General features: G+C 64.0%; 23 protein-coding genes. 13 read left to right on the top strand and 10 right to left on the bottom strand.

Annotated elements, in window-relative coordinates; translation table 11 throughout:
* Positions 1 to 16: 16 nt before the first annotated feature.
* Both fmt and def read right to left on the bottom strand, forming a co-directional pair.
* Positions 17 to 973 (bottom strand): methionyl-tRNA formyltransferase, encoded by a 957-nt coding sequence (gene fmt / locus HUX88_RS07205; RefSeq protein WP_176361303.1) that lies wholly within the window; start codon positions 971 to 973, stop codon positions 17 to 19.
* Between the two features lie 18 nt (positions 974 to 991).
* On the bottom strand, positions 992 to 1,534 hold the full coding sequence (def, locus tag HUX88_RS07200; protein WP_117012862.1) for a peptide deformylase: 543 nt from the start codon (positions 1,532 to 1,534) through the stop codon (positions 992 to 994).
* A 257-nt stretch (positions 1,535 to 1,791) separates the two neighbouring features.
* On the opposite strand from def, the gene HUX88_RS07195 reads away from it, so the two are divergent.
* The 7 genes from HUX88_RS07195 to HUX88_RS07165 all read left to right on the top strand — a co-directional run bounded on the left by HUX88_RS07195 (position 1,792) and on the right by HUX88_RS07165 (position 10,163).
* Positions 1,792 to 2,898: a LysM peptidoglycan-binding domain-containing protein gene (locus HUX88_RS07195; RefSeq protein WP_117012863.1), complete on the top strand. Its 1,107-nt coding sequence runs from the start codon at positions 1,792 to 1,794 to the stop codon at positions 2,896 to 2,898.
* Positions 2,899 to 2,906: 8 nt separating this feature from the next.
* Positions 2,907 to 4,040, top strand: a complete 1,134-nt coding sequence (dprA, locus tag HUX88_RS07190) for a DNA-processing protein DprA (RefSeq protein ID WP_373886756.1) — start codon at positions 2,907 to 2,909, stop codon at positions 4,038 to 4,040.
* 67 nt (positions 4,041 to 4,107) lie between these two features.
* Positions 4,108 to 4,572: a DUF494 family protein gene (locus HUX88_RS07185; protein WP_117012865.1), complete on the top strand. Its 465-nt coding sequence runs from the start codon at positions 4,108 to 4,110 to the stop codon at positions 4,570 to 4,572.
* Between the two features lie 257 nt (positions 4,573 to 4,829).
* Positions 4,830 to 7,520 carry a DNA topoisomerase III gene (locus HUX88_RS07180; protein ID WP_117012866.1) on the top strand — a complete coding sequence of 897 codons (2,691 nt, stop codon included), beginning with the start codon at positions 4,830 to 4,832 and terminating at the stop codon, positions 7,518 to 7,520.
* Positions 7,521 to 7,818: 298 nt separating this feature from the next.
* Positions 7,819 to 8,556, top strand: a complete 738-nt coding sequence (locus HUX88_RS07175; RefSeq protein WP_176361301.1) for a PEP-CTERM sorting domain-containing protein — start codon at positions 7,819 to 7,821, stop codon at positions 8,554 to 8,556.
* Positions 8,557 to 8,863: 307 nt separating this feature from the next.
* A complete protein-coding gene (locus tag HUX88_RS07170) occupies positions 8,864 to 9,181 on the top strand; it encodes a metalloregulator ArsR/SmtB family transcription factor (protein WP_117012868.1) in 318 nt (105 codons plus the stop codon).
* Positions 9,182 to 9,209: 28 nt separating this feature from the next.
* Complete coding sequence (locus tag HUX88_RS07165) at positions 9,210 to 10,163, top strand: acyl-CoA desaturase (RefSeq protein WP_176361300.1); 954 nt, start codon at positions 9,210 to 9,212, stop codon at positions 10,161 to 10,163.
* Here HUX88_RS07165 and HUX88_RS07160 read toward each other — a convergent pair.
* From HUX88_RS07160 to HUX88_RS07150, 3 genes are read right to left on the bottom strand one after another with little or no spacing between them, the layout of a single operon-like run.
* Positions 10,160 to 10,762, bottom strand: coding sequence for a hypothetical protein (locus tag HUX88_RS07160; RefSeq protein WP_176361299.1), 603 nt, complete (start codon positions 10,760 to 10,762; stop codon positions 10,160 to 10,162). The genes HUX88_RS07165 and HUX88_RS07160 overlap by 4 nt on opposite strands.
* 1 nt (position 10,763) lies before the next feature.
* The gene (locus HUX88_RS07155; RefSeq protein WP_176361298.1) at positions 10,764 to 11,432 is read right to left on the bottom strand and encodes a hypothetical protein; all 669 of its coding nucleotides are present in this window, start codon (positions 11,430 to 11,432) and stop codon (positions 10,764 to 10,766) included.
* Entirely contained in the window at positions 11,429 to 12,454 is a 1,026-nt protein-coding gene (locus HUX88_RS07150; protein ID WP_117012872.1) for an NADP-dependent oxidoreductase, read from the bottom strand. The genes HUX88_RS07155 and HUX88_RS07150 overlap by 4 nt, the downstream gene beginning before the upstream one ends.
* A gap of 74 nt (positions 12,455 to 12,528) precedes the next feature.
* Here HUX88_RS07150 and HUX88_RS07145 point away from each other — a divergent pair, with 74 nt between their 5' ends.
* From HUX88_RS07145 to HUX88_RS07135, 3 genes are all read left to right on the top strand, one after another.
* Entirely contained in the window at positions 12,529 to 13,443 is a 915-nt protein-coding gene (locus tag HUX88_RS07145) for a LysR family transcriptional regulator (RefSeq protein ID WP_176361297.1), read from the top strand.
* Between the two features lie 105 nt (positions 13,444 to 13,548).
* The gene (locus HUX88_RS07140) at positions 13,549 to 14,031 is read left to right on the top strand and encodes a hypothetical protein (protein WP_176361296.1); all 483 of its coding nucleotides are present in this window, start codon (positions 13,549 to 13,551) and stop codon (positions 14,029 to 14,031) included.
* 93 nt (positions 14,032 to 14,124) lie between these two features.
* Entirely contained in the window at positions 14,125 to 14,604 is a 480-nt protein-coding gene (locus HUX88_RS07135; protein ID WP_176361295.1) for a hypothetical protein, read from the top strand.
* Between the two features lie 90 nt (positions 14,605 to 14,694).
* Here the strand turns inward: HUX88_RS07135 and HUX88_RS07130 are convergent, their stop codons facing one another.
* From HUX88_RS07130 to HUX88_RS07115, 4 genes are all read right to left on the bottom strand, one after another.
* Positions 14,695 to 18,276, bottom strand: coding sequence for a M1 family aminopeptidase (locus HUX88_RS07130; protein ID WP_176361294.1), 3,582 nt, complete (start codon positions 18,274 to 18,276; stop codon positions 14,695 to 14,697).
* Positions 18,277 to 18,285: 9 nt separating this feature from the next.
* Positions 18,286 to 19,179 carry an ABC transporter ATP-binding protein gene (locus tag HUX88_RS07125; RefSeq protein WP_117012876.1) on the bottom strand — a complete coding sequence of 298 codons (894 nt, stop codon included), beginning with the start codon at positions 19,177 to 19,179 and terminating at the stop codon, positions 18,286 to 18,288.
* Positions 19,180 to 19,375: 196 nt separating this feature from the next.
* A complete protein-coding gene (locus HUX88_RS07120) occupies positions 19,376 to 20,572 on the bottom strand; it encodes an ABC transporter permease (protein WP_176361293.1) in 1,197 nt (398 codons plus the stop codon).
* Positions 20,573 to 20,575: 3 nt separating this feature from the next.
* Positions 20,576 to 21,355, bottom strand: coding sequence for an ATP-binding cassette domain-containing protein (locus HUX88_RS07115; protein WP_176361292.1), 780 nt, complete (start codon positions 21,353 to 21,355; stop codon positions 20,576 to 20,578).
* 111 nt (positions 21,356 to 21,466) lie between these two features.
* Here HUX88_RS07115 and HUX88_RS07110 point away from each other — a divergent pair, with 111 nt between their 5' ends.
* Both HUX88_RS07110 and coq7 read left to right on the top strand, forming a co-directional pair.
* Positions 21,467 to 21,901 (top strand): hypothetical protein, encoded by a 435-nt coding sequence (locus tag HUX88_RS07110; protein ID WP_117012879.1) that lies wholly within the window; start codon positions 21,467 to 21,469, stop codon positions 21,899 to 21,901.
* Positions 21,902 to 21,949: 48 nt separating this feature from the next.
* Positions 21,950 to 22,591 carry a 2-polyprenyl-3-methyl-6-methoxy-1,4-benzoquinone monooxygenase gene (gene coq7, locus HUX88_RS07105; protein WP_117012880.1) on the top strand — a complete coding sequence of 214 codons (642 nt, stop codon included), beginning with the start codon at positions 21,950 to 21,952 and terminating at the stop codon, positions 22,589 to 22,591.
* Here the strand turns inward: coq7 and HUX88_RS07100 are convergent.
* Positions 22,588 to 23,010 carry an OsmC family protein gene (locus HUX88_RS07100; RefSeq protein WP_176361291.1) on the bottom strand — a complete coding sequence of 141 codons (423 nt, stop codon included), beginning with the start codon at positions 23,008 to 23,010 and terminating at the stop codon, positions 22,588 to 22,590. The genes coq7 and HUX88_RS07100 overlap by 4 nt on opposite strands.
* A 130-nt stretch (positions 23,011 to 23,140) precedes the next feature.
* Between HUX88_RS07100 and HUX88_RS07095 the strand changes: the two genes are divergently transcribed.
* Positions 23,141 to 25,333 carry an NHL repeat-containing protein gene (locus HUX88_RS07095; protein WP_176361290.1) on the top strand — a complete coding sequence of 731 codons (2,193 nt, stop codon included), beginning with the start codon at positions 23,141 to 23,143 and terminating at the stop codon, positions 25,331 to 25,333.
* Positions 25,334 to 25,336: the final 3 nt, after the last annotated feature.

The raw sequence follows: 25,336 nt of genomic DNA, 5'->3' as shown, positions 1-25,336 counted from the left end.
AGCGTGGGCTGATTGATCAGGCGAAGCTCAAGCCTTCGAGCGGGAAGCCTTTGATGAATTCCGCCGCCGGCAGGCGTTTGCCGCCCGGCTTCTGCAGCTCGGTCAGGCGCAGCGAACCGCTGCCGCACGAGATCACGATGCCATGCTGCGCATCGGCGGCCAGCACCTGGCCGGCAGGCGCCTTGCTGTCGGCTTCCAGCACTTCGGCGCCCCACAGCTTGACGTTGACGCCGTTGACCGTGCCATGCGCGCCGGGGAAGGGATTGAAGGCGCGGATCTTGCGGCCGATCTCCACCGCCGATTGCGTGAAGTCCAGCGCCGCTTCTTCCTTGCTGATCTTGGCGGCGTAGCAGACGCCCGCTTCCGGCTGCGGCACGGCTTCCAGCTGGCCGTGCTGCATCCTGCGCAGCGCTTCGACGATCATCTTGCCGCCCAGGGCGGCCAGCTTGTCGTGCACGATGCCGGTGGTGTCCTGCGCGCCGATGGCGATGCGTTCGATCAGCAGCATCGGGCCGGTGTCCAGGCCTTCTTCCATCTCCATGATGGTGATGCCGGTTTCGCTGTCGCCTGCCTCGATGGCGCGGTGGATCGGCGCGGCGCCGCGCCAGCGCGGCAGCAGCGAACCGTGGATGTTCAGGCAGGGCTTGATGTCCAGCGTGGAGCGCGGCAGGATCAGGCCATAGGCCGCCACCACCATCACGTCGTACGGCGTGGACAGCAGGCGCGCATGCGCTTCCTTCGCCTGCTCGGCGCGCACCGGGTCTTTGCTGTCGGTGCGCAGCGACAGCGGCTGCAGCACCTCGATGCCCTGCGCCAGCGCGTACTGCTTGACGGCCGACGGTTGCAGGTGCATGCCGCGTCCGGCCGGGCGGTCCGGCTGGGTCAGCACCAGCGGAATCTCAAAGCCTGCCTCGTGCAGGGCCTGCAGCGCGACTGCGGCAAATTCCGGCGTGCCGGCGAAGATGACTTTCATGCGGTTTCCCTGTCTGGCTTAGAAGCGGCGGCCGGCGGCGCGCAGCTGTGCTTCGCGCGCCATGCCGCGCTCTTCCTTGACCAGCTTGGCCTTGATGCGGTTGCGCTTCAACGGCGACAGGTATTCGACGAAGACCTTGCCCAGCAGATGATCCATCTCGTGCTGGATGCAGACCGCCAGCAGGCCGTCCGCTTCCACTTCGAACGGCTGGCCCTTGACGTCCAGCGCGCGCACCTTGATCTGGGCGTGGCGTTCGACGCCGTCGTAGATGCCCGGCACCGACAGACAGCCTTCGTCGTAGACCTGCTTCTCTTCGCTGGCCCAGATGATTTCCGGATTGATGTAGGCGACCAGCGCGTCCTTGGTCTCGGAGATGTCAATCACGACCAGCTGCTCGTGCACGTCGACCTGCGACGCGGCCAGGCCGATGCCGGGCGCCTCGTACATGGTCTCGGCCATGTCGGCCACCAGCTGCTCCAGCTTGGCGTCGAAGACGGTGACTGGCTTGGCGACTTTATGCAGGCGCGGATCGGGGTAACGCAAAATATTTAAGATGGCCATATGCTGTGACTGTGTTGATAACTATGTGAAAACTAAGTGTATGCCTTGATAACGCGCGCCGCGCCGTGGGCGTCGCCGCCGTCATTTTCCCGATCAAAAACGCAACAACCGCGCCGGCTACCGTTGCGCGGTTTCTCTTGCTAGTTCAGGGTTTTATGGGCAGAATTTGATTCAATTTAGCAAGCCTTTTCCGTCGATAGGGCGCTTCTTGCTAGGGTGTGCCTGCGCAGCCGTTTGCGCATTTACTGGATCTACTAATGAAAAATTTTAGCACAGTCGGCACCCGCTTAGTATTGGCGGCGCTTTTTTCGGGCTGGACGGCGGCCTCCGCCGAGCCGCTTAAATGTGAATTCCGCGCCGACGCGCCGGACCAGCACCAGGTGGTCAAGGGCGATACGCTGTGGGATATTTCCGGCCGCTTCCTGGAACGCCCGTGGTGCTGGCCCACTGTCTGGGGCATGAACCGCGAGGAAATCGCCAATCCGCACTGGATCTATCCGGGACAGATCATCTGGTTCGACCGCGCCGCCGGCCGTCTGCGCCTGGGCAACCGGATCGACGCCGGCGACGGCGGCAACAGCGCCTCCAACCTGCGCCTGAAGCCGCAGCTGCGCACCGAGGGCCTGGGCAAGGACGCCGTGACGTCCATCCCGGCCGGCGTGATCGAACCCTTCCTGACCCAGCCGCTGATCATCGAAAACGACGAGCTGGCCGGTGCGCCGCGCGTGGTGGCCACGCAGGACGGGCACGTGTTCCTGGGCAAGGACGACAAGGCCTATGTGCGAGGCGACCTCAAGGGCGGCAGCTCGTTCCAGGTGTTCCGTCCCGGCAGCCCGCTGAAGGATCCGGTCACCAAGGCCGTGATCGGCTACGAGGCGTTTTATCTTGGCACATTGAAATTGCAGGCCGAGGCCCAGCCCGGCAGCGGCAGCGACGTCCACACCTTCGTGGTCGCCAGCGCCAAGGAGGAGATGGGCAAGGGCGACCAGCTGCGCGCGATTCCGCCGATGCCGATGCAGAACTACGTGCCGCATCCGCCCGAGCAGAAGGTGGGCGCGCGGGTGGTGGCCATTTACGGCGGCGTCACGCACGCCGGCCAGAACCAGGTGGTCAGCATTAATCGCGGAAAGCTTGATGGACTCGACATCGGCTCCGTGCTGCAGTTGTACCATGCGGGGAAGACTGTCAGCGACACCACGGCCGCCAAGAGCTGGCTGGGCATGCGCGAACAGCAGGTCAAGCTGCCGGACGAGGAAGTGGGCAGCTTGTTTATCTTCCGCGTGTTTAAGCATATTTCCTACGGCTTGATCATGCAGGTGTCGGCGCCGGTGGAAGTGGGCGACGTCGCCAAGTCGCCGGAGTGAGCCGCGCCGTGCAAGCCACGGATACCCCCAACACCCCGTCCCAGCCAGTCAGCGCCGCCGCGCTGGCCGGCTGGCTGCGCTTGCAGATGACGGACGGCGTCGGCCTGGTCAGCGCGCACCGGCTGCTGGAGCGCTTCGCCACGCCGGAAGCGGTGTTCAGCGCCGGGCGCGAGGCCTTGCTGGGAGAGGTCAAGCCCGCGCAGGCCGACGCGCTGCTGCAGGCGCCGTCCGCTGAGCTTGCGGCGCTGGTGGACGCCACGCTGGCTTGGCAGCAGCAGCCGGGCAATCTCTTGCTGAGCTACGATCATCCCGATTATCCCGAAACGCTGCGCCACATCGCCGCAGCTCCGCTGTTGTTGTACATCAAGGGCCGGGCCGAGTTGCTGGCGCGGCCGTCGCTGGCCGTGGTGGGCGCGCGCAATGCCAGCGCGCAGGGCGCGCTGAACGCCGAGCGCATGGCGCAGGCGCTGTCCGAGGCGGGGCTGACCATCGTCTCCGGCTTGGCGCTGGGCATCGACGCGGCGGCCCACACCGGCGGCTTGAACGGGCCGGGCAGCACCATCGCCGTCATCGGCACCGGGGCCGACCGCATCTATCCGGCCCGCAACAAGGCGCTGGCGCGCCGCATCGCCGAGGAGGGCTGCATCGTCAGCGAATACGCGCTCGGCACGCCGCCGCTGCGCGACAACTTCCCGCGCCGCAACCGCGTGATCAGCGGGCTGGCGAGCGGCGTGCTGGTGGTCGAGGCGGCAGCCAAGTCCGGCTCGCTGATCACGGCGAAACTGGCGGGAGAGCAGGGCAAGGAGTTGTTCGCCATACCCGGTTCCATCCACGCCACGCTGGCCAAGGGTTGCCATAAGCTGATCCGCGAGGATGGCGCCAAGCTGGTCGAATCGGCGGCCGACATCCTGACCGACCTGGGCCGGCTGACGCCCGGCGCGCCCGGCTGCCGGCCATTGCTGGACGACACCTTCGTCGACCGCGTGCTGGCCGCGCTGGGCGAGCATCCGGCCGCGCCCGACCTGCTGGCGCTGCGCCTGAACCAGTCCGCCGCCGAGCTGCAGGGGCAGTTGCTGGCGCTGGAACTGGCCGGCCTGGTCGAGCGTTTGCCGGGCGGCATGTTCCAGCGTTTGCGAGGATGATTGCCTGAAAAAAAGGCGATCTGTGCGGCACTTGTGCGCGATCTGTTTTAGCTGATAGAGTAGAGCCATGTTCGACATCCTTGTTTATCTCTACGAGACCTACTACCGTCCCGATGCCTGCCCTGAACCGGCGGCACTGGCCAAGAAACTGTCGGCGGTCGGTTTTGACGATGTCGAGATTTCCGAGGCGCTGGTCTGGCTCAACGACCTGACCGCGATGGCCGGCGTGGAACACACGCTGACCGCCGCCTCCACCGGCACCCGTTTCTACGTGGACGAGGAGCAGGACGTGCTCGGTTCGGCCGCCATCGGCTTCATCCAGTTCCTGGAGTCGGCCAAGGTGCTCACGCCGCTGCAGCGCGAAATCGTCATCGAGCGGGCGCTGGCGCTGGAAGAGGCGCCGGTGTCGCTGGGCAAGCTCAAGGTCATCGTGCTGATGTTGCTCTGGAGCCAAGGCAAGGAGCCGGACGCGCTGATGTTCGATGACCTGTTCGGTTCCGATGAAGACCAGGCGCCCCGCCTGTTGCACTAATATATATGCGGCCGCAGGGCTGCACTTCCTCCAAAGTAACTATTTACGCAACAATCGGTCGTGCGATACGCCGTATTGCGGCCGTATTGCGCTGTTTGCTTGCGGTGTGGCCGGCAAGGCGCTTATCATTTGCGCTTTGACAAGACTGTCACGTGCCGGCCTTGCCTTCGGCGCCGCAAAAGTGCAGACTGCGACGCGATCCATGTATGATGCGCATGCTGCACCCACCCAAAGTGTTAAAAAACGAGATACAAAATATGACCAAAACCCTCATCATCGCCGAGAAGCCTTCTGTCGCGAACGACATCGCGAAGACGCTTGGCGGCTTCACCAAGCACGATGAGTACTTTGAATCCGACGAGTACGTGCTGTCCTCCGCCGTCGGTCACTTGCTGGAGATCGCCGTGCCGGAAGAGCACGACGTCAAGCGCGGCAAGTGGAGCTTTGCCCACCTGCCGATGATTCCGCCGTACTTCGCGCTGAACCCGATCGCCAAGACCGAGGCCCGCCTCAAGGTGCTCAACAAGCTCATCAAGCGCAAAGACGTCACCACCCTGATCAACGCATGTGACGCGGGCCGCGAAGGCGAGCTGATTTTCCGTTTGATCGCGCAGAACGCCAAGGCCAAGCAGCCGGTCAAGCGGCTGTGGCTGCAATCGATGACGCCGGGCGCGATCCGCGAAGGCTTCACCCACCTGCGCAGCGACGAGGACATGATGCCGCTGGCCGACGCGGCCCGCTGCCGCTCCGAGGCGGACTGGCTGATCGGCATCAACGGCACCCGCGCGATGACCGCGTTCAACTCGAAAGAGGGCGGCTTCTACCTGACCACCGTCGGCCGCGTGCAGACGCCGACGCTGTCGATCGTGGTCGAGCGCGAGGAAAAGATCAAGAAATTCGTGGCGCGCGACTTCTGGGAAGTGCGCGCCGAGTTCGTCTGCGCTGCCGGCGTCTACGAAGGCCGCTGGCTGGACACCAAGTTCAAGAAGGACGAGACCGACCCCGAGAAGCGCGCCGAGCGCCTGTGGAGCAAGGCCGCGGCCGACTCCATCGCGCTGGCCGTGCGCGGCAAGCAGGGCAACGTCACCGAGGAAGCCAAGCCGACCACGTCGATGGCGCCCGCGCTGTTCGACCTGACCAGCCTGCAGCGCGAGGCCAACTCGCGCTTCGGCTTCTCGGCCAAGAACACGCTGGGCCTGGCGCAGGCGCTGTACGAGAAGCACAAGGTGCTGACCTACCCGCGTACCGATTCGCGCCACCTGCCGGAAGACTACATGCCGACCGTGATGCAGGCGCTGGAAGTGGTCAAGGAAAATCCGAACTATCACCAGTTCGCCAAGCAGATCCTGGACAAGAAGTGGGTCAAGCCGAACAAGCGCATCTTCGACAACACCAAGATCTCGGATCACTTCGCGATCATTCCGACCACCATCGCGCCGAAGAACCTGTCCGAGCCGGAACAGAAGCTGTACGACCTGGTCACGCGCCGCTTCATGGCGGTGTTCTTCCCGCCCGCCGAGTTCCAGGTCACCACCCGCTACACCGAAGTGGCCGGCCATCAGTTCAAGACCGAGGGCAAGGTCATGACCAATCCGGGCTGGCTGGCGATCTACGGCAAGGAAGCGTCGACCGACGACGACAAGGAAGGCAACGCCAACGGCAACCTGGTGCCGGTCGCCAAGGGCGAGAAGGTGCTCACCGACGGCGTCAACGCCAACGGCCTGGTCACCAAGCCGCCCGCACGCTACACGGAAGCGACGCTGCTGTCGGCCATGGAAGGCGCGGGCAAGCTGGTCGAGGACGACGAGCTGCGCGACGCGATGGCCGGCAAGGGCCTGGGCACGCCGGCAACGCGCGCCGCCACCATTGAGGGTCTGCTGACCGAGCGCTACCTGCTGCGCGAAGGCCGCGAGCTGATGCCGACCGCGAAAGCGTTCCAGCTGATGACGCTGCTGCGCGGCCTGGGCGTGAACGAACTGACCGCGCCGGAGTTGACCGGCGAGTGGGAATACAAGCTGTCGCAGATGGAGAAGGGCAAGATCTCGCGTGAAGAGTTCATGCGTGAGATCGCCCAGATGACGCAGGTTATCGTCAAGCGCGCCAAGGAATACGACAACGATACGATCCCGGGCGATTATCATACGCTGCACACGCCGTGCCCGAATTGCGGCAGTGTGGTCAAGGAAAACTATCGCCGCTTCGCCTGCACCAAGTGCGATTTCTCGATGAGCAAAACGCCGGGCAGCCGCCAGTTTGAAATCGAGGAAGTGGAGCAGTTGCTGAAGGACCGGACCATCGGCCCGCTGCAAGGCTTCCGCTCGAAGATGGGGCGTCCGTTCGCGGCCATCCTGCGCATCGTGCGCGACGAGGAGATCAAGAACTTCAAGCTGGAGTTCGACTTCGGCCAGAACGACGATTCGGAAGATGCGGAACCGGTCGACTTCACCGGCCAGACCGCCCTGGGCCCTTGCCCGAAGTGCACCGGTGGCGTGTACGAGATGGGTCTGGCGTATGTTTGCGAAAACAGCGTCGCCAAGCCGAAGACGTGCGACTTCCGCAGCGGCCGCATCATCCTGCAGCAGGAGATTTTGCCGGAGCAGATGGCCAAGCTGCTCAACGAAGGCAAGACCGATCTGTTGCCGGGCTTTGTTTCGCAGCGCACCCGTCGTCCGTTCAAGGCCTTCCTGACCAAGGGCAAGGATGGCAAGATCAGCTTCGAGTTCGAAGAGCGCAAGGCCAAAGCACCCGCCAAGGGCAAAGCGGCCGTGGTAGCGGACGAAGGCGCGGACGGTGCGGCCGAAGGCGCGGCGCCAGCGAAGAAAGCGCCGGCCAAGAAGGCTGCAGCGGCGAAGGCTCCGGCCAAAGCCGCCGCAGTTAAAAAGCCGGCGGCCAAGAAGGCGCCGGCGAAGAAAGCGGCGCCTAAAAAAGCTGCCGCCACCGCCGAGTAATCTTCTGCGGCACAACAAAAACGGGACCTGGATGGTCCCGTTTTTGTTTTCGCGGCAGACTTTTCGACCGCAACGATGGCATTTGCGCCACAGTCCAAACTGCGCATATCAATTCGCGCGACGCTATGTTAATGCGCAGGGGGTATTGCCCCGTTTTTGGTCACAGCACGCCGATGGCGCGGAAAAGTGACGGGTTGACCATATTGTTCATTCCATCGGCAAGCGCTACGATTTCCGGTTGAGCTTCCGGTTACGCTGCTGCATTCGCCTTGCGGCCGGAGTTCGTAAGGAGAACAATATGCAGAACATCATTCCAAAACTGACTTTGAGCGCCTTGATGGCGGTCGCTTCTTTCGCCCAGGCCAGCACCTTCATCGACACGCCGGCGTTTAGCATTTCGTATGTGGACGGTTCCAAACCCTCGCAGTGGAATATCGGCTTGATGGACACGACGGCCGGCTCGGCCACGTTCGCCATGAACACCCTGAACCGACAACTCAGCAACGCGTACGCCGGGCCGAACGGCACGCTGGAGAACGAGGCCAACGCCTACCATTACAGCGTCTTCCACATCGATGTCCACGACGGCTACCGGATCAGCAACCTGACGTTCTCCGGCGTGGCGAATGGGATGCACCACTCGTATTGGCAGCCGGGCGAGCAACCGGGCTTTGCCGACAACAGCCTGGACCTGCGCTGGAACGTCACCGGCGCGGAAGGCGGCAACCGCGTCCTGCTGAGCGACAAATCCCTCGATGGCGGTTACACCTTCCGCTCGCAGTTCGGTGCGATCAATTATGGCAACTCGTTCGACCTCGCGCTGAATGGCTGGGTCTGGGCCTACGTTGTTCAGAGCGCGGACGGCAAATGGGGGCCGACATCGCAGGCGGCGGCAAGCATCTACGACACCGCGCTGACGATCGACTACGCTGAAATCAAGTCGCCAGTGCCGGAGCCGACCACCGGCGCAATGCTGCTGGGCGGTTTGGCGCTCCTGGCCTGCGTGGCCCGCCGCCGCGCCGCCAAGCAGGCCTAAAAACCTGTCGCCATCAGCGAGTAATCTTCAGCGGCACCAACAAAGACGGGACCTTGATGGTCCCGTTTTTTATTGATCGCCAGGAAGCGTGTGATCGCGGGCGCGGCGTCTACTGTTTATTCGATTCAGGAACCACTACGCGAAGGATGACGCGTTGTTTGGCTGGTGACATGGGCGGCTCCACAATCTGATGTCTTTGTGTGATTTTAGTATAGGACGTGGACGCGATCCTTGATCTTGCCAAAAGTAGTGGACATGCCGCCCGAAATGGATTTAAATATTAACTTATTCGTTAATTGGTTAATCAATGGAACTGGATCGCGTATTCGAGGCGTTGGCCTCCAAACCACGGCGGCAAATCCTGGCGTATCTGTCGGAGCTTGAGCTGTCGACCTCTGAACTGGCAACGCGCTTTGAGATGAGCGCGCCGGCGATTTCGCGTCATCTGTCGATACTCGAGAATGCCGGCCTCGTCACCAGCGAGCGCAAGGGACAGTTTGTGCTCTACAAGCTGAATGCCGACAGCCTGGTGAATACCCTGACTGGTTATGCGTTGGAAGTCTGCCCTGTGGGCAGCAAATTGAAGCGCGAATCGCGTGCGCTGGGCAAGAAGAAAGCTACCTGATCCGCGTATTGCCGAAAGGAGTTGCAGCATGTCCCATCCGTTTTCCAGCATCGAGCAACATCGTGTACGTGCCGCCGCCGCCAGCAGCGTAGTGGCTGGAGAGGTGCACTATGCGCCGTTGAAGTCGTTGTGGTTTCTGGGCATGGCTGCCGCTGCGCTGATCGGCGGGTACGTGACCTTTTCGATGGCTGGCCTCTTCCTGTTTCTGGTGTCTACCGCCATCGTGCTGCTTTTCGGCCACTCCCTGGGCAGCCATCGCAAGTTGATACACGATAGTTATCAGTGCCCGAAATGGCTGGAATATCTGCTGGTCTATCTTGGTGTGCAGGTCGGGCTGGCCGGGCCGCTGGGTTTGCTGCGCCAGCACGAACTGCGCGACTACGCGCAGCGCTTGCCGGACTGCCACGACTATCTGCGTCATGGCCGCTCGGCATGGGTGGACGCATGGTGGCAACTGAATTGCGAACTGCGCTTGGTGGACGAGCCGAACGTCCGCATCGAAGCGCGCATCGCCGATGACCGTTTCTATCGATTTCTGGAGCGGACCTGGATGCTTCAGCAACTGCCGGTGGCGGTGCTGCTATTTTTCTGGGGCGGCTGGTCGTTCGTGTTCTTCGGCACCTGCGCGCGAGTCAGCGCCGGCGTATTTGGCCACTGGTTGATCGGCTACTTCGCCCACAACCACGGGCAGATGCATTACGAAGTGCAAGGCGCGGCCGTGCAAGGCCACAACATCCGCCTGACTTCGCTATTGACGATGGGGGAGTGCTGGCATAACAACCATCATGCGTTTCCAGGGTCTGCGCGTTTGGGCTTGCATGCCGGCGAGTGGGACCCCGGCTGGTGGGTGCTATGCGTCATGCGCCGCGCAGGCCTGGCCTGGGATCTTACGTTGCCAGCCGACTTGCCGCTACGCCCAGAGCTGCTGCGCATCGATCATGCCGCCGGATTGGTGATGTACCGTGCTGGTAGCCGGAGCTAAACGCGCCAGGTCGCACGCGGCTTCATGGGTACTTCGACCAGTTGGCCCGGCTGCCATTGCAGCGCGTCTTTCTTGTTGAGTGCGGTCGCTGGCATGGTCGTGGCCAGGTTGGAGGCGATGGCGATCCATTGCTGCTGTTCGCGTCGGTAGATGGTGATCTCGCAGGCGCCGCTTGGGCTGCCGCAGGCCCAGGCCATCCAGCTGTCGCTGATCAGCAGATAGGCCAGCTCATCGCTGTGTGGAGCTTGCAGCCGCAGGCCATGCATGGCGCCGGATGGTTCGCGGTACCAGTCTTCTTCGTAGCTGTTGTCGAGGCCGGTTTCGTGGATGTGGTCGGCATCGTCGAAGCGCATCCAGCCCGCGTCGAGCTCGCCGCTGACGGAGGGGTAGGCGATGGTGGGATGCCAGGTGCAGCGCTCGCCTTCCACCACGGTCTCGCCGGCGAAGCCGTTGATGCCGACGCGGTCGAGCGGAATGCGCAGGTCGATGTGATAGCGCTCGGCCTGGAACCACCACACCTGCGTGGTCAAGTCGCTGCTGCCGTTGCTGCGCCAGATGCCTCGGCGGCGCCACAAGCCTACGTATTCTGCTGGAACCATGTCACTTCAAGTCGTCGGTGTAAAAATACACCGTACCACGAATCGCGCTGGCGGGCACATGCAGCGCGTCGGCCAGCGATTGCGCGGTTGGCTGTTGCAGGGCCTGCTTGTTTAGTGTGATGTCAGCGGTCGATGCGCCGTTCGCCGCCGCGTAGGAAACGATGTGGTCGAAATCCGGCCGGCTGTCGATCCGCTTGACCAGGTAGCGCTGACGGCCGCTGCCGATCTGCATGTAGCCGGCGCCGGCATTGGTCTTCTGCGCCGGCGACAGTTGGCGGTACATCAGCACCTTGTCCACCACGATGGTGGAGGCGGGGAACTGCGTCTTGCCACCTTGCTCGAAATGGCCCAGCACCAGGTCGGCCTTGAACTGCTTGAGCGGCGCGGCGCTCGTCGGCGACAGGCGCGACAGTTCGAACTTCTCCGGTGCGATGGTCCATAGCGCGGTCTTGCCGTCGAGCCGACTGCGCAGCGCCGCGTCGGTGGCGGCGTCGTCCACGTGCACTTGCAGAATCACTTGATAGTCGTGCGGCGCATGGAACATCGGCAGGTGCGATGCATACAAGCCTTCCTTGCCGCCGAACAGCGCCATGCCGTGCTCGCCATAAGTGGCGTCCGCCGCGCTTGCGCTGCCTGCGATCAGGGACAATGCAAGCAGCGCGCGCCTCATGCCTTCACCAGCAGCTTGCCGCGATGCTCGCCGGTGAACAGCGAGTTCAGCGCGGACGGCAGTTGCTCGAAGCCGTCGATCACCGTTTCCTCGAACACGATCTCGCCCGCCTTCACCCACGGCGCGACGATGCGTATCATCTCGTCCATGCGGTGCAGGTAGTCGCGCGCCAGCATGCCCTGGATCGTGGCGCGCTGGTACAGCATGTGATGCAGCAGGCGCGGGCCCAGTTCCGGCGTCTCCAGGCCGCCGCTGTACTGGCTGATCTGGCCGCAGATGACGATGCGCGCGCGGCGGTTGATCAGCGGGATGATGGCGTCGGTCACCATGCCGCCGACGTTGTCGAAATACACGTCCACGCCGCCGGTCAGCCGCTTGATTTCAGCGCCCAGCGCATCGGCATCCACGTAGGCCTTGTAGTCGATGGCCCAGTCGGCGCCGAGCTCGTCGCGCAGCCAGTCGCACTTGGCTTGGCCGCCGGCGATGCCTAGTACGCGCGCGCCGTGGCGCTTGGCGAACTGCACCACCAGCGATCCCACCGCGCCCGCCGCGCCGGACACCACCACCACCTCGCCCGCATGCGGCTTGCCCGATTCGGTCAGGCCGAACCACGCGGTGCGGCCCGGCATGCCGAGCACGCCGAGCGCGGTGGTCACGGGCGCCAGTTCGGGATCGATGCGCTTGAGGCCGCTGGCGTGGACGCGCGCGTGCGTCTGCCAGCCGGTGTAGCTCTGCACCCAGTCGCCGGCGGCGAAGCCGGGCGCGTTCGACGCCAGCACCTGCGCCACCACGCCGCCCTGCTGCACGGTGTCGAGCGGATGCGGTTCGGTGTCGTAGGTCGGCTTGCTGGACTGGCCAATACGCATGTACGGATCGACGCTGAACCAGCGCGCTTCGATCAGCACTTCGCCGTCGCCCAGCGCGGTCGACAGTTGTTGTTCCACGAGCTCGTAGTGCTCGGCCGTGATCTGGCCGGCGGGCTGCCGGCGGTAGATCCATTGTTTTTGGGTGAGGGTAGTCATGCTCCAGATGGTAAGATGCTCTTCGTATCCAGTAAAGCAACTTAAATTCACCTTTCGTATCCTGTTTGGACATCATGAATCTTTCCGACCTGCGGGTTTTTGTCAGCGCCGCCCGCCGTCCCTCGCTGGGCGCGGCCGCGCTGGAGCTGCATCTGACGCCATCGGCCGTGTCCAAGGCGCTCAAGCGCCTGGAGGATAGCCTGGGCAAGTCGCTGTTCGACCGCAGCGCCAAGCAGTTGGTGCTGAACGACAGCGGCCAGCTGCTGCTGGCGCGCGCGCAGACGCTGCTGGCGCTGGCCGATCAGGCCAAGGCCGACCTGATGGGCGAACGCGCCGCCGTCGATTGCCGCGTCGCCGGCCCGGCCATCCTGCTGTGGCGGCACGGCCGGATGTTGTCGCAGGCGCTGCGCGCCTACCCGGAGGCGAGCCTGCGCATGCAGGCGATGTTCGAGGATGAGGCGCTGGCGGCGCTGCTGCGCGGCGACATCAACGCCGCCATCGTCACCGGCGACGTCATCGAGGGACGCGGCGAGCACTGGTCGGACGAATGGCAGGTCACACCGTTGGGCAGCGTGACCCTGCATCTGGTGGCGGGGCAGCATCATCCGCTGGTGGCGTCGCTGCCGCCGGCGCCGCTGCTGGAGGCGGACACGGCGCAGGTGCTGGCCTACGATTTCGCCTGCCCGTCGCGTTCGCTGTTCTGCGGCGTGCAGCGCGGCGCGCGTTCCGACGGCTGGCGCGACGACCAGCTGCCGCGCAAGATCCGCTACTGGACCGACGATCTGCAACTGTTGCTGGCGCTGGTCAAATCCGGCGAGGCGCTGGCCTACCTGCCGGACTTCGCGCTGGCCGACCCCGAGCTGCGCCGCGTCCACGTGACGGACTGCGCCTTCGAATGTGTGGAGCAGGTGGCGCTGGTGTGGAATGGCGCCAAGGCCAGCGCCTGGCAGCGTGAACTGGCGGCCTCGCTTGCGGGATACAACTCGTAACTTTTCTTACGGAAATGCGGTCGTCTGCCGCCGGGGCGGTCGCGTTAATTGCTCAAGACGCTGATGAACAGCGATCTGCCCACCACTAGAAAAGGAAACACAATCATGAAAACCAAATCCCTGATGATCGCCGGCGTGCTTTCCATGATCAGCGCCGCAGCCTTCGCGCAGACCAATCCAGTGGCACAAGTCCATCGCGACAACGCTCAGATACGCCAGGACGTCAAAGAAATCCACCAGGACACCCGCGAGATCAAGCGCGACAACGCGGTGATCGCAGTCAAGCAAAGCCAGGTGGCGGCAGGTGAGCAGCAACTGAAGGCGGAACGCGGCGAACGCAACGCGCTGGCCCGCGCCGAGCACACCGATGTGAAGAAGGGCGACCTGGCCGGCGCCCAGCAGCTGGACCAGGCGCGTCGCGCCGAGCAGCAGAACATCAAGGTGGAAAAGCAGGCTATCAAGCATGACGAGAAAGTGATCGCCCGTCGCAGCGCCGACAAGCACCAGGAGCAACTGGCGCGCCGCGACGAGAAGCTGGAGCGTCATGCCGACAAGGTCAAGCGCGACCATGATGCAGCCAAAATTTGATTGCTGAAATTTCAAGAAAGCCGGACGCCTCCAAACCGCCCGGCTTTTTTTGCGCTTGCGCCACTTGAGGCGAGGAACTATATTGAACTTATCATGACCGTCGCCCTCAACTCCGTTAGCGCAAGTCCGGCCTACCAGCCGTATGTGCCCGTCGTTTCCAGTACGGCGGCGGGGAGCTTGTCGTCGGCGGCCGTCAGCCTGTCGGCGGAATCGGCCGTGGTGGCGTCGCTGGGCGGATCGACCGGCGCCGCGGTCTACACGCCGTCCGGCTTGCTGGACACCTTGCAGCAGGCCGGCACCGCGACCGAACCGGTGACCGTTCCCGCTGAAGGCAGCAATGTCGACACCTCCGCCACGGCGCAGCAGGCGCAGGATCAGGCCATTCTTTCCTCTTTGGCTTCGGCGCCGTCGGCGTCGGGCATCTACACCGGCGCCGGAACGGTTGGCGGGCTGTCGGAGCAGGCCTCGGCCAACTGGGCGGAGCTGCTCAAGGCCAATCCCAACCTGGCCGGCACTGTCATCGCCGATTCTTTCAACGCCGGCCTGGTCAGCTCCCTGCAAGTCACCGCCTAATAAAATTAAATGGTCATTGACACGAGCTCTGCCGTAGACGCGCGTCTACGGCAGAGCTCGTGTCCGAATGTCAGACTTGACCCCACCGGTTTACTGGGTTTGCAGCTCCACGTTGACCATGTTGTCGTCCGGCTTGCGGTCGATGAGCTTGTTGTCGGGATCGATGCCGGCCTTGCCCGGACGGCCGTTGATGATCACCGTGTACAGATTGTCCTTGCGCTCGATGAGCTTGCGCTCGCGGTACAGGCTGTTGCCGTCCTTGTCGTCGATGCCGATGTCGATCCAGTCCTTCAACGCCGTGTCTTTTTCCGCGCCCTGGTCGGTGGCCCGCACCTTGGCCGCGCTGACCGCGAACGTGACTTCGTACTTGCCGTCCGCCAGCTTGCGCGCGGTGGCCGAGATCGCATGGTTCTCGTACAGGACGATGCTGTTGAACAGGTCGTCGATCAGGTAGGCCTGCTCGGGCGGCGTGATCTTGCGCAGCGCGTCGATCAGCACCGTCACGCTAGGATACGGCCCGTTCGCGTGGCCGAACTGCGCCAGCACGTCCTTGAGCGCGCCGTTGACCCTGGCCTCGCCCAGGATGTCCTGCAACTGGTACATCGCCAGGCTGCCCTTGCGGTACTGGATGTAGCCCTGGTTCTCGTTCTCGGCCAGCGGCAGTTCCTTCTTGCGCTCCAGCGCGCGGCCCAGCAGGTACTGGTCGAGGTCGTAGTGCAGGAAGCGCCGCATCTTGTCCGCGCCGTAATTCTTCTTCATCACCATCAGCGCCGAGTATTCGGCCAGCGTCTCGCTCAGCACCGTGCTGCCGCGCGTGTTGCCGCCCACCAGCTGGTGGCCCCACCACTGGTGCGCCACCTCGTGTGCGGTGACGTAGAACGGGTAGTCGATGTCCTTGGGGTTGCGGTCGTTGACCTTGGCGATGAAGCCGAACGCTTCCGAATACGGTATCGTCGTCGGGAACGATTGCGCGAACGTCGCGTAGCGTGGGAACTCGACGATGCGTACCAGCTTGTGCTGGTACGGTCCGAAGTTGCGCGTGTAGTAGTCCAGCGATTCCTTGATGCCCTTGTCCATGCGGTCGAGGTTGTACTCGTGGCCGGGATGGTAGTAGAGCTCGATGCCCACGTCCTGCCACCAGTCGCGCTTGACCAGGTAGCGCGCCGACTGGATGGCGTAATAGTTCAGGATCGGCTGATCCATCTTGTAGTGATAGTAGTGCCGTCCCTGCTTGCTCCATTCCTTGACCAGCGTGCCCGGCGCGATGGCGATCTGGTCGGCGCTGGTGCTGATGGTGGCGTCGAGATTGATCCAGTCGGCGTCGTTGCTGACGGCGTTGTTGGCCAGTCCGCCCGGGTCGTCGCGCGGCAGCATGCGCTCGCGCGCCGGCAGCTTGTGCTTGCGGCGGTCGCGCGGGTCGTTCAGTTCCATCGACTGCTGGTAGCCGATGTGCGGCAGCACGGCGTTGTCGAAGAAGGTGCCGTTGCCGATCACCGGCGTGTCCTGGCCCATGCCCAGGATGCCCTCGGGGACGAAGGCGACGTCGAACTCCATCGTCAGCTGCGCGCCCGGCGCCAGCGGCTTGGCCAGCTTGTAGCTGTAGAAGCCGAGCTCGTCGTCCTGGATGCCCGGCCGCGCGTCCTGGCTGAAGCGCACCTTGAATTGCGTGGCGGTGTTGTCCTGGTAGACCAGCACGTCGCCGATCGGCTGCGCGGTCTTGTTCTCCAGCAGGTAGCGGCCCTTGACCACCAGGCTGCGCTGGTTCGGCACGATGGCGACGTCGAGCTTGACGTCGGTGATGCGCGGCTGCGGCACCACGGCGAATTTCTTGTACTTGCGTTCGTAGTCGGCGTGCTCGGCGTCCTTGCGGTAGGCCGACTTGAAGCAGTGGGCGATGTGGGTGTTGTAGAACACCACGCTGCCGGCGCCGACAAAGATCAGCAGGCCGGCCGCCACCGTGCTCAGCACCGGCACCGTCAGCGCGTGGCGCGCCAGCTGCAGGCGCTGGCGCCAGCCGTCGTTGGTGCCGCGCGCCCAGAACAGCAGCGACAGCACCACCAGCAGCAGGGCCGCGCCGGCCCAGTACAGCTCGAACCAGCGCTCGCGCGCCAGGTAGTGGCCGTAGCCGTTCATGGCGGAATAGATGAAGCTCGGCATGGTGCCGTAGATGAGCATGGGGTCGTCGACGCCCACCGTGCCCAGCGTGATGCTGGCCAGGTAGTAGACGATCATCGCGAAGTAGGCCAGGTATTTCTGGTTGATCAGCACCTGCAGCGCGATCGCCAGCACGGCCGACAGCGCATAGGCCGGCAGCTGGATCAGGAACAGATGGTGCAGGTATAGGCCGGGCTCGAGGATGAAATAGCCCTTGCCGATCTGGATCGCCATGCCGCACAACATCACGACCAGCATCAGCATGGCCTGCAGGCCGATCAGCGCGGTCAGCTTGGACAGCATCGGCAGCCAGCTCGGGATGGGCAGCGCGTCCAGCATCTGGCCCATGCGGGCCTCGCGCTCGCGCCACACCAGCTCGCCGGCGTAGAAGGTGGTGATGACGAACATGAACAGCGCGAAGGTTTCCGACACCGACTCCAGCACCAGGTAGGTGACCGGATAGGTGATGGTGCCGAAGATGGAACCCATGTCTAGCGCGCTGGCGAGCATCATCAGCACGCCGGCCAGCACGATGACCAGGAAGTAGATGTTCTTGGTGGTCTCGCGCAGATTCAGCCAGCTCATCTTGAACAGCAGCGAGGCCAGGCTGCGCGAGGCGAAGTCGGGTTTTTCCTGCGTGCTGGTGGACTGGGCCGACAGGTGCAGCGGCGTCTCGCCCTCGCCGCGGCTGGTGCTGCCGGAGCCGCTGTCGATGGTGGCGATGAAGTGGAAGCGCCAGTAGCCCAGCAGCAGGCCGGCCAGCGCGAACGAGCACCACAGCACGCGGTTGAGCAGGTACACGCCTTCCGGCCAGAACATGCGGGTGTTGCGCTCGAAGATGGGCCAGTACTCGGTCAGACGGATCACGGCGGTGGTGCCGAACGGATCGATCAGCGCGGCCAGCGTCTTGTAGTCGAGGTCGCGCGCCAGGCCGGGCGCGACGATGTAGCCGATCAGCATGACCACGCTGGAGATGTAGACCGGCAGCATGCGCCGCGTCAGCGCGGCCAGGATGAAGAACACGGCGCCGAAGATGAACAGGTCGGGCAGGATGACGATCAGGTAGGGGATCAGGTAGCCCGGCAGGCCCGGCTGGCCCAGGCGCTCGGGATCGATGCCGGGGATGTAGCTGCCCAGCCAGACGCCCAGCACGATGCTGGTGAAGATGATCGCCAGCGTGAAATAGGCGCCGAGGAAGCGGCCGAACATGTACTGGTGCTTCCTGATCGGCGCCGAGAAAAAGAAGTGCTGCATGTCGTATTCGAAGTCCTGCTGCACCGAGCGACCCATCATGGCGGCCATGACCACCACGCCCAGCGAGGCCAGCACGCTGGTGGTGAACATCAGCGAGCGCGGCGAATCGATCAGCTGGCTGCCGAAGGCCACCGCGGTGCCCTTGAAGACGCCGCCGGCGGCGGCCATCCACAGCATCGACAGCGCCAGGAAGCCGAGGAAATAGACCCAGGTGGACAGCAGCTTGAGGCGCTGGCGCGCTTCAAAGTAGGCGATGGAGAACATGCGGCCGCCTCAGTCGCAGGTGGCCGCGGCGTTGTGGCGGCCGGCGATGGTGGCGAAGTAGACATCCTCCAGGTCGCCGATGGCTTCCTCGAAGCCGTCGCCGGGATCGGTCTCGCTGTAGACGTGGATGAGGGTGCGGCCGGACAGCAGGCGCGACGAGATGACCGGGTGGCGCAGCTGGAACGAGGGCAGGTCGCGCTTGTCGATGAAGCGGGCCCAGATCTTGTCGCTGACCTCGTGGATCAGTTCCTGGGTCGGGCCGCACAGCAGCAGGTGGCCCTTGTTGATGATGGCCATGTTGGCGCACAGGTCGGCCACGTCGCTGACGATGTGGGTCGACAGGATCACGGTCTTGTCGTCGCCGATGTCGGACAGCAGGTTGTGGAAGCGCACCCGTTCCTGCGGGTCGAGGCCGGCGGTCGGCTCGTCGACGATGATCAGCTTGGGGTCGCCCAGCAGCGCCTGGGCGATGCCGAAGCGCTGGCGCATGCCGCCGGAAAAGCCGCCCAGGCGCTGGTTGCGCACCTCGAACAGATTGGTCTGCTGCAGCAGGCCGTCCACCACCTCGCGCCGGCGCGCGCGGTTGGACAGGCCCTTGAGCACGGCGAAGTGGTCGAGCAGCTCGTAGGCGGTCACCTTGGGATACACGCCGAAGTCCTGCGGCAGGTAGCCCAGCAGGCGGCGCACCTCGTCCTTTTCGTCCAGCACATCGATGTCGTCCAGGAAGACGGAACCGGAATCGCATTCCTGCAGGGTCGCCAGCGTACGCATCAGCGTCGACTTGCCGGCGCCGTTGGGCCCGAGCAAGCCGAACATCCCGGCCGGGATGGTGAGCGAGATATTGTCCAGCGCCACGACGCCGTTGCCGTAGGTCTTGGACAAGTTGCTGATGCGTAATTCCATGCTAACTCCTGAATGATTCTGCCGGTGCCTGCTCCGCGTTTCTGTACGGCCATACACTTTTCACATGATGGCATTGTATTGAATTTGCCCAGGACATGGGGCGCCATTGCGATGGGCGGCGGAAACCGCGCGCCAGAGTGCAAAAACAGCGTACCAGACGGCGGCGCAATTCAGGCTGGTTGAATAGACAACTTATTCAATTTCTAAACAAAACCTGCTCGCGGTTGAACCACCAGCGGCACACCGCCAGCAGGGCGCCGGCGGTCAGCGTGGTCGACAGCAGGATGACCCAGAACATGCTGTAGTCCATCGTGCCCTTGACCAGCTCTTTCATTGCCAGGGAGACATTGGTCAGCGGCACCATCGCCCATTTCCAGTTCAGCTCGACGCCGGGCAGCAGCGCCACCAGGGTCGGCATGACGGTGACCAGGATCAGCGGCGAGATCAGGCCGGCCGCCTCCTTGTAGCTCTTGGCGTAGACCGAGATCGACAGCAGGATGGCGGCAAAGATGGCGGCGGTCGGCACCAGCATCAGCGCCACCATGGCCAGGTCCAGCGGGCCGATGGCGCGCACCATCTGCGCCAGGTCGCTGCCGATCACCGGGCCGAAGAAGGTCAGCAGCACGCCCATGCTGGCGATCATCAGCAGCGCCGAGGTCAGGCCGACGGTGAACAGCATCAGGAACTTGGCCATCACCAGGGCGCTGCGCGAGACCGGCGCCAGCAGCAGGGTCTCCAGCGTGCCGCGCTCCTTCTCGCCGGCGCCGGTGTCGATCGCCGGGTACATCGCCGCCAGCAGGCACACCATCAGCAGGATGTAGGGCAGCATGCCGCCCACCACCGCGCCCATCTGCTCGCGCTTGTCGGCGGTGGAATGGTCCTCCAGCGTGATCGGGTCCAGCGCGAAGCGCAGCTGCTCCTGGTTGAGCTTGAGCGCGGACAGCGCCTGCTCGCGCAGCAGGCGGTTCTGGCCGCCGATCACCGACATCACGCGCTTGCGCGTCAGGTCCACGGTCGCGGCGCTGTTGTAGTGCAGCGCGATCACGCCTTGCTGCTGGCGGGCCAGGCTGGCCTCGAAGCCGGCCGGGATCACCAGCGCGAACTTGATGCGGTCGTCGCCGATGGCGGCCTTGATGTCGGCTGGGCTGGCCAGCACCACCTCGCGGAAGCCTTTTTCTTTGGCGAAGCGTTCGGCCAGGTGGGGCGCCTGGTCCTTGCCGAAGATCGAGTAGGCCATTTCGGCCTGGCTGGCCTGCTTGAACATGGTCGACGAGACGTAGCCGAAGCCGGTCAGGATCAGCGGCATCGCGAACACGGGAATGAACACGGTGAAGAAAAAAGTGCGGCGGTCGCGCGCCAGCTCCAGCAATTCCTTGATGTAGATGATCCACATGGCTCAGGGCTCCCGGTTGATGACGCCGACGAAGGCGTCGTACAGGTCGGCGCTGCCGCCCAGGTGGCGCAGCTCGTCGACCGTGCCATGGAAGGCGGTCTTGCCGTGGTTGATGACGCACACGCGGTCGCACAGTTTCTCCACCTCGTGCAGGTGGTGGGTGGAGAAGATCAGCGGCACGCGCAGCGCCTTGTAGCTGGCGATGAAGTCCAGCAGGATCTTGGCCGACATCACGTCCAGGCCGGTGGTCGGCTCGTCGAGGATGACGATCTGCGGCTCGTGCACCACGGTGCGGGCGATCGAGCATTTCTGCTTCATGCCGGTGGACAGCTGGTCGGCGCGCTTGTTGCCGTATTCGGTCATCTGCAGCAGCTCGAACAGCTCGTCGCAGCGGCGCTTCAGGTAAGGCGGGCTCATGCCGTGCAGGCGGCCGAAGTATTCGACGTTCTCGCGCGCGGTCAGGCGGCCGTACAGGCCGGTGGTGCCGGACAGGAAGCCGATATGCTGGCGTGCGGCCAGCGGATCGCTGAGCAGGTCGATGCCGTTGGCGTGGATGCTGCCCGCGTCCGGCTTCAGCGCGGTCGACAGCAGGCGCAGCGTGGTGGTCTTGCCGGCGCCGTTGGGACCGAGCAGGCCCAGCACCTCGCCCGGCGCGCAGCGGAAGCCGACGTCGCGCACCGCGTGGAACCAGCCGTCGTGCTCGCGTGGATCGCGCGCCTGGGGCGGTTTGCCGCCGCGCGAGGCCATGCGGAAGCGCTTGGCGAGACCCCTGACCTCGATCATTGTTCTGTCCTTGTTGAGAAAATTTCAAGAGTAGCATGTAAAAAATCTTACGCGCAAGCTACTGGTTGTACAAATGTCTTGCTATAGTCGGATATGGGAGAAGAACAGAAAATGCATCCTCAACTGCAGGAAAAGATCTTGGCCGTGACCCACTGTGGTGTGGACCGGCGCGAGTCCACCGGATTCTTCCGCGTGGCGCTGGGGCTGTTTTACCTGTCCGGCCTGATGACCAAGGAAACCCTGGACTTCGACAAGCTGGACCGTGACTTCAACCGCTTCATCTACCACAGCATCGGCAAGGGCCACAGCATCACCAGCATCCTGCAATACATGAGCGGGGAGAAGGTGGTGCCGGTGGTGGAATCCAAGCGTTTCCTGCGCGCGTTCGCCGAGCACTGCCCGGAGGTGCCGATCGAGAACATCCCCTTCCTGCTGGGGCTGAATCTGAGCGTGGCGAAGGATATTTCCAAGATCGACGTGCGCGGCCCGGTGGCCGACTACATCGAACGCCAGCGCCAGTTGCGCGAGGCGGCCGAGGCAAGTTGAGGCGGCGGCCTTTATAATATTGCTTTCGTTTTGAATGCGAGTTTGCCCATGGCCGCCTACCACCATACCCCGCTGGACCGATTGATCGCCGGCGCCGACAAGGCGTTGCGCGTGATCACCGGCGTCGCCTCGGCTTCGCGCCCGACGCCGGCGCTGCACGCGGCCGATGCCCAGATGAGCGAGGCGGAGACCCGCCACAGCGCCGGTCTGATGCGCGTGAATCATGTGGGCGAGGTGTGCGCGCAGGCGCTGTACAACTCGCAGGGCCGCTTCGCCAAGACCGAGCAGATGCGCGCGCAGTTCGAGCAGGCGGGCAGGGAAGAGGAAGACCATCTGGCCTGGACCGCGCAGCGGCTGGGCGAATTGAATTCGCACATCAGCGTGCTCAATCCGTTGTTCTATGCGGGTGCGTATGCGCTGGGCACGGTGGCGGCGGTGCTGGGCGATGCGCGCAGCCTGGGCTTTGTGGTGGAGACGGAGCGGCAGGTGGAGGCGCATCTGGCCAGCCACCTGGACAAGCTGCCGCCGCAGGACGCCAAGTCGCGCGCCATCGTCGAGCAGATGCGGATCGATGAAATCGAACACGGCGCCGCCGCGCAGGCGCTGGGCGCCTCGCAGACGCCGGCTCCGGTGCAGGCGGTGATGGCGGTGATGGGCAAGATCATGACCAGCACCGCGTACTACATTTAAGCCTCGACAATCTCGAACGAGTGCGTGATCTCGGCGGTCTTGCCGAGCATGATGGACGCCGAGCAGTACTTGTCGTGCGACAGCGTGATCGCCCGTTCCACCGCCTCCGGCTTCAAGTCCTTGCCGGTCACGGTGAAGTGGAAGTTAATCTTGGTGAACACCTTCGGCTCGGTGTCCGCGCGCTCGGCGGTCAAGGTGCACTCGCAGCCGCGGATGTCGGCGCGGCCCTTCTTCAGGATCAGCACCACGTCATAGGCCGTGCAGCCGCCGGTGCCCAGCAACACCATTTCCATCGGACGCGGCGCCAGGTTGTGGCCGCCGCCCTCGGGCGCGCCATCCATGTTGACCATGTGGCCGGAGCCGGTCTGGGCCAAGAAACTCATGCCCGACGGGCCATTCCAGCTGACTTTGCATTCCATCGTCTTCTCCGTTAAAAATCGTTGCGCGTATTGTAAAGGAGTCCGGCCGGACTGGCTTGCATGAGGATTTTTTCCTTGCCGTGGGCGCGCCGGGAACGCATACTTTATGATCCAGATCAAGGAGTCCGCGATGAGTCATGCTATCGAGTACCTTTGTTCCTACGGCGAACTGACGGCGCCTGGCACCACGCCGACGGGGCCGCTGGCCGATGACTTCACGCTCAATTCGCCGGTCGGCGTGCATGCCGATAGTTACGGACGGCTGTGGGTGTGCGACACCGGCAACAGCCGCGTGCTGGTGTTCGCCGCCGACCTGTCCGCGCTGCTGCACGTGATCGAAGGCCCCGGCGACGACACGCCCGAGGCGCCGCGCCTGCTGATGCCTTTCCATGTCTGCCCCCATCCCACGCACCAGCTGATGTACTGCACCGACATGGGCCACGGCCGCGTGGTGGCCTACGCCTACGACGAGGACGAGGTGTGGTTCAGCCATGCCTTCGGCCAGGGCGACAGCCGTTACCTGCCGCTGTCCGATCCCAACGGCATCACGGTGGTGCGCGAGCGCGACAGCGTGGACTACCTGTATGTCTGCGACGAGTTCTTCCACACCGCCGATGACCTGGCCAGCCGCTGCGTGAAGTTCACGCTGGAGGGCGAGTTCGTCGCGCAGTTCCGCCACGTGGCCGGGCCGGGCGTCCGCCATGAGCTGCTGTGGCCGCAGGGCCTGGCCAGCGATGCGAACGGCAATCTCTACCTCGCCAACACCGGCCACTACGAAGTGCTGAAGATCAGCACCGAGTGGCCCATCGTCGACGAATGCGTGCAGGCGCCGCACGACACGGTGATGCTGCACCAGCACGGCAAGCCCGGCGGCATCGGCAAGTTCAACGTGATGCGCTCGGTGTGCGTGATCGGCGACCGTGTGTTCGTGCCGGGGCATATCGAGAACGCCATCACGATCTACGACCTGGCCGGTGAACAGGTCGGCGTGGTCAACGGGCTGCTGCCCTTGTGGAACCATACGCTGGAGCCGGTGCATTCGCTGTCGGACCTCGTCTACGGCGCGCTGGAGGACGTGGTGTTTGTCGGCCCGTACCAGGTCTGCGCGGCGGAGGATGAGCCGGACGTGTACTTCATCAGCGAGCCGTTCGCGTCCAGCGTGATCAAGGTGCGCATCCCGCGCGCGCGGGGCGAGGAGGACGCGCTGCTGATCGAATCGGTCGGCCACCGGCGCGATGACCAGAACCGGCTGCGCTCGACCTCGCAATTCAACTGCATGACATCGGTGATCGGCTTCAAGCGCGAGCGCCGCCTGCTGCCGCGCGACGCCGCCGTGGGCGGCAACTGGATCGACTACTGGGCCAGGGCCACCACCAGCGTCTACAAGTACTGGTACGACCAGTTCCGCACGCAGCTGGGCTTCGATCCGCTGGCGCGCATGGAGAACGCCTCGCTCAACATCGACTCCGGCAACTGGTGCATGAAGACCTTCAGCACCGAGAGCGATCCCTACCGCCAGCTGCAGGACATGATGCGCGGCTTCTTCGTGCCGGGCGACCTGGCGATGGACGTCTACTACCCGCATACGCCGCCGCTGGGGCAGATCTGTCCGGGCACGCCCATCGTGTTCGTCACCAACTTCAACCTGTGCACGGTGACCATGTACCAGTTCAACCCGGCCGGCTACCTGATCAACTACGGCGTGCCGTTCGGGCGCGCGGGCGTGGGCGGCGAGGGCACGCTGAAGGCGCCGCAGGGCATCGCGATCAACAGCCAGGGCGAGATCTACATCGCCGACTCGCTCAACAACCGCATCTCGATGTGGCAGATCCAGCCGACCGGCTACGTGGAGTTCCGCAAAAACTTCCGTTGGCGCGACGACGACGGCTTCACGCCCTGCGACATCGCGATCGACGCCCGGGACCGCTTGTTCGTCTGCGACCAGTTCAACAACTGCCTGCGCGTGTTCGACCGCGAGGGCAACAGCCTGTGGAGCTACGGCCACCTCGGCTATTGCGACGATGTCGACGTTGACTACGAAAACTTCATGCTGCCGGCCAGCGTCTGCATCGACGGCGACCGCCTGATCGTCAACGACCTGGTCAACCGCGCGCTGAAGATGTTCCGCATCGGCGACGACACGCTGCATTACGAGGCCGGCATTTCCGTGTTCAAGAAGTACCCGGACGCCGGCGGCGTCTGGATGCCGTACTTCATCTACGCCGACCGTGGCCGCCTGTACGTGCCCGACACGACTTTTAATGTGGTCAATGTTTTCAGCTACCAGGCCGCCGCGCCTGATTCCATCGGAATTGCGGCTTGACTC

Source organism: Duganella sp. BJB1802 (assembly GCF_013369445.1).
Classification (GTDB): domain Bacteria; phylum Pseudomonadota; class Gammaproteobacteria; order Burkholderiales; family Burkholderiaceae_D; genus Rugamonas; species Rugamonas vulcania_A.
The sequence above is the reverse complement of the archived record's forward strand: the minus strand, read 5'-3'. Positions and strand labels throughout refer to the sequence as shown.

Excerpts from the sequence above, each read along its gene's own strand:
- fmt (WP_176361303.1), bottom strand. The coding sequence starts at position 973 with ATGAAAGTCATCTTCGCCGGCACGCCGGAATTTGCCGCAGTCGCGCTG.
- def (WP_117012862.1), bottom strand. The coding sequence starts at position 1,534 with ATGGCCATCTTAAATATTTTGCGTTACCCCGATCCGCGCCTGCATAAA.
- HUX88_RS07195 (WP_117012863.1), top strand. The coding sequence starts at position 1,792 with ATGAAAAATTTTAGCACAGTCGGCACCCGCTTAGTATTGGCGGCGCTT.
- HUX88_RS07185 (WP_117012865.1), top strand. The coding sequence starts at position 4,108 with ATGTTCGACATCCTTGTTTATCTCTACGAGACCTACTACCGTCCCGAT.
- HUX88_RS07180 (WP_117012866.1), top strand. The coding sequence starts at position 4,830 with ATGACCAAAACCCTCATCATCGCCGAGAAGCCTTCTGTCGCGAACGAC.
- HUX88_RS07175 (WP_176361301.1), top strand. The coding sequence starts at position 7,819 with ATGCAGAACATCATTCCAAAACTGACTTTGAGCGCCTTGATGGCGGTC.
- HUX88_RS07170 (WP_117012868.1), top strand. The coding sequence starts at position 8,864 with ATGGAACTGGATCGCGTATTCGAGGCGTTGGCCTCCAAACCACGGCGG.
- HUX88_RS07165 (WP_176361300.1), top strand. The coding sequence starts at position 9,210 with ATGTCCCATCCGTTTTCCAGCATCGAGCAACATCGTGTACGTGCCGCC.
- HUX88_RS07160 (WP_176361299.1), bottom strand. The coding sequence starts at position 10,762 with ATGGTTCCAGCAGAATACGTAGGCTTGTGGCGCCGCCGAGGCATCTGG.
- HUX88_RS07155 (WP_176361298.1), bottom strand. The coding sequence starts at position 11,432 with ATGAGGCGCGCGCTGCTTGCATTGTCCCTGATCGCAGGCAGCGCAAGC.
- HUX88_RS07150 (WP_117012872.1), bottom strand. The coding sequence starts at position 12,454 with ATGACTACCCTCACCCAAAAACAATGGATCTACCGCCGGCAGCCCGCC.
- HUX88_RS07145 (WP_176361297.1), top strand. The coding sequence starts at position 12,529 with ATGAATCTTTCCGACCTGCGGGTTTTTGTCAGCGCCGCCCGCCGTCCC.
- HUX88_RS07140 (WP_176361296.1), top strand. The coding sequence starts at position 13,549 with ATGAAAACCAAATCCCTGATGATCGCCGGCGTGCTTTCCATGATCAGC.
- HUX88_RS07135 (WP_176361295.1), top strand. The coding sequence starts at position 14,125 with ATGACCGTCGCCCTCAACTCCGTTAGCGCAAGTCCGGCCTACCAGCCG.
- HUX88_RS07130 (WP_176361294.1), bottom strand. The coding sequence starts at position 18,276 with ATGTTCTCCATCGCCTACTTTGAAGCGCGCCAGCGCCTCAAGCTGCTG.
- HUX88_RS07125 (WP_117012876.1), bottom strand. The coding sequence starts at position 19,179 with ATGGAATTACGCATCAGCAACTTGTCCAAGACCTACGGCAACGGCGTC.
- HUX88_RS07120 (WP_176361293.1), bottom strand. The coding sequence starts at position 20,572 with ATGTGGATCATCTACATCAAGGAATTGCTGGAGCTGGCGCGCGACCGC.
- HUX88_RS07115 (WP_176361292.1), bottom strand. The coding sequence starts at position 21,355 with ATGATCGAGGTCAGGGGTCTCGCCAAGCGCTTCCGCATGGCCTCGCGC.
- HUX88_RS07110 (WP_117012879.1), top strand. The coding sequence starts at position 21,467 with ATGCATCCTCAACTGCAGGAAAAGATCTTGGCCGTGACCCACTGTGGT.
- coq7 (WP_117012880.1), top strand. The coding sequence starts at position 21,950 with ATGGCCGCCTACCACCATACCCCGCTGGACCGATTGATCGCCGGCGCC.
- HUX88_RS07100 (WP_176361291.1), bottom strand. The coding sequence starts at position 23,010 with ATGGAATGCAAAGTCAGCTGGAATGGCCCGTCGGGCATGAGTTTCTTG.
- HUX88_RS07095 (WP_176361290.1), top strand. The coding sequence starts at position 23,141 with ATGAGTCATGCTATCGAGTACCTTTGTTCCTACGGCGAACTGACGGCG.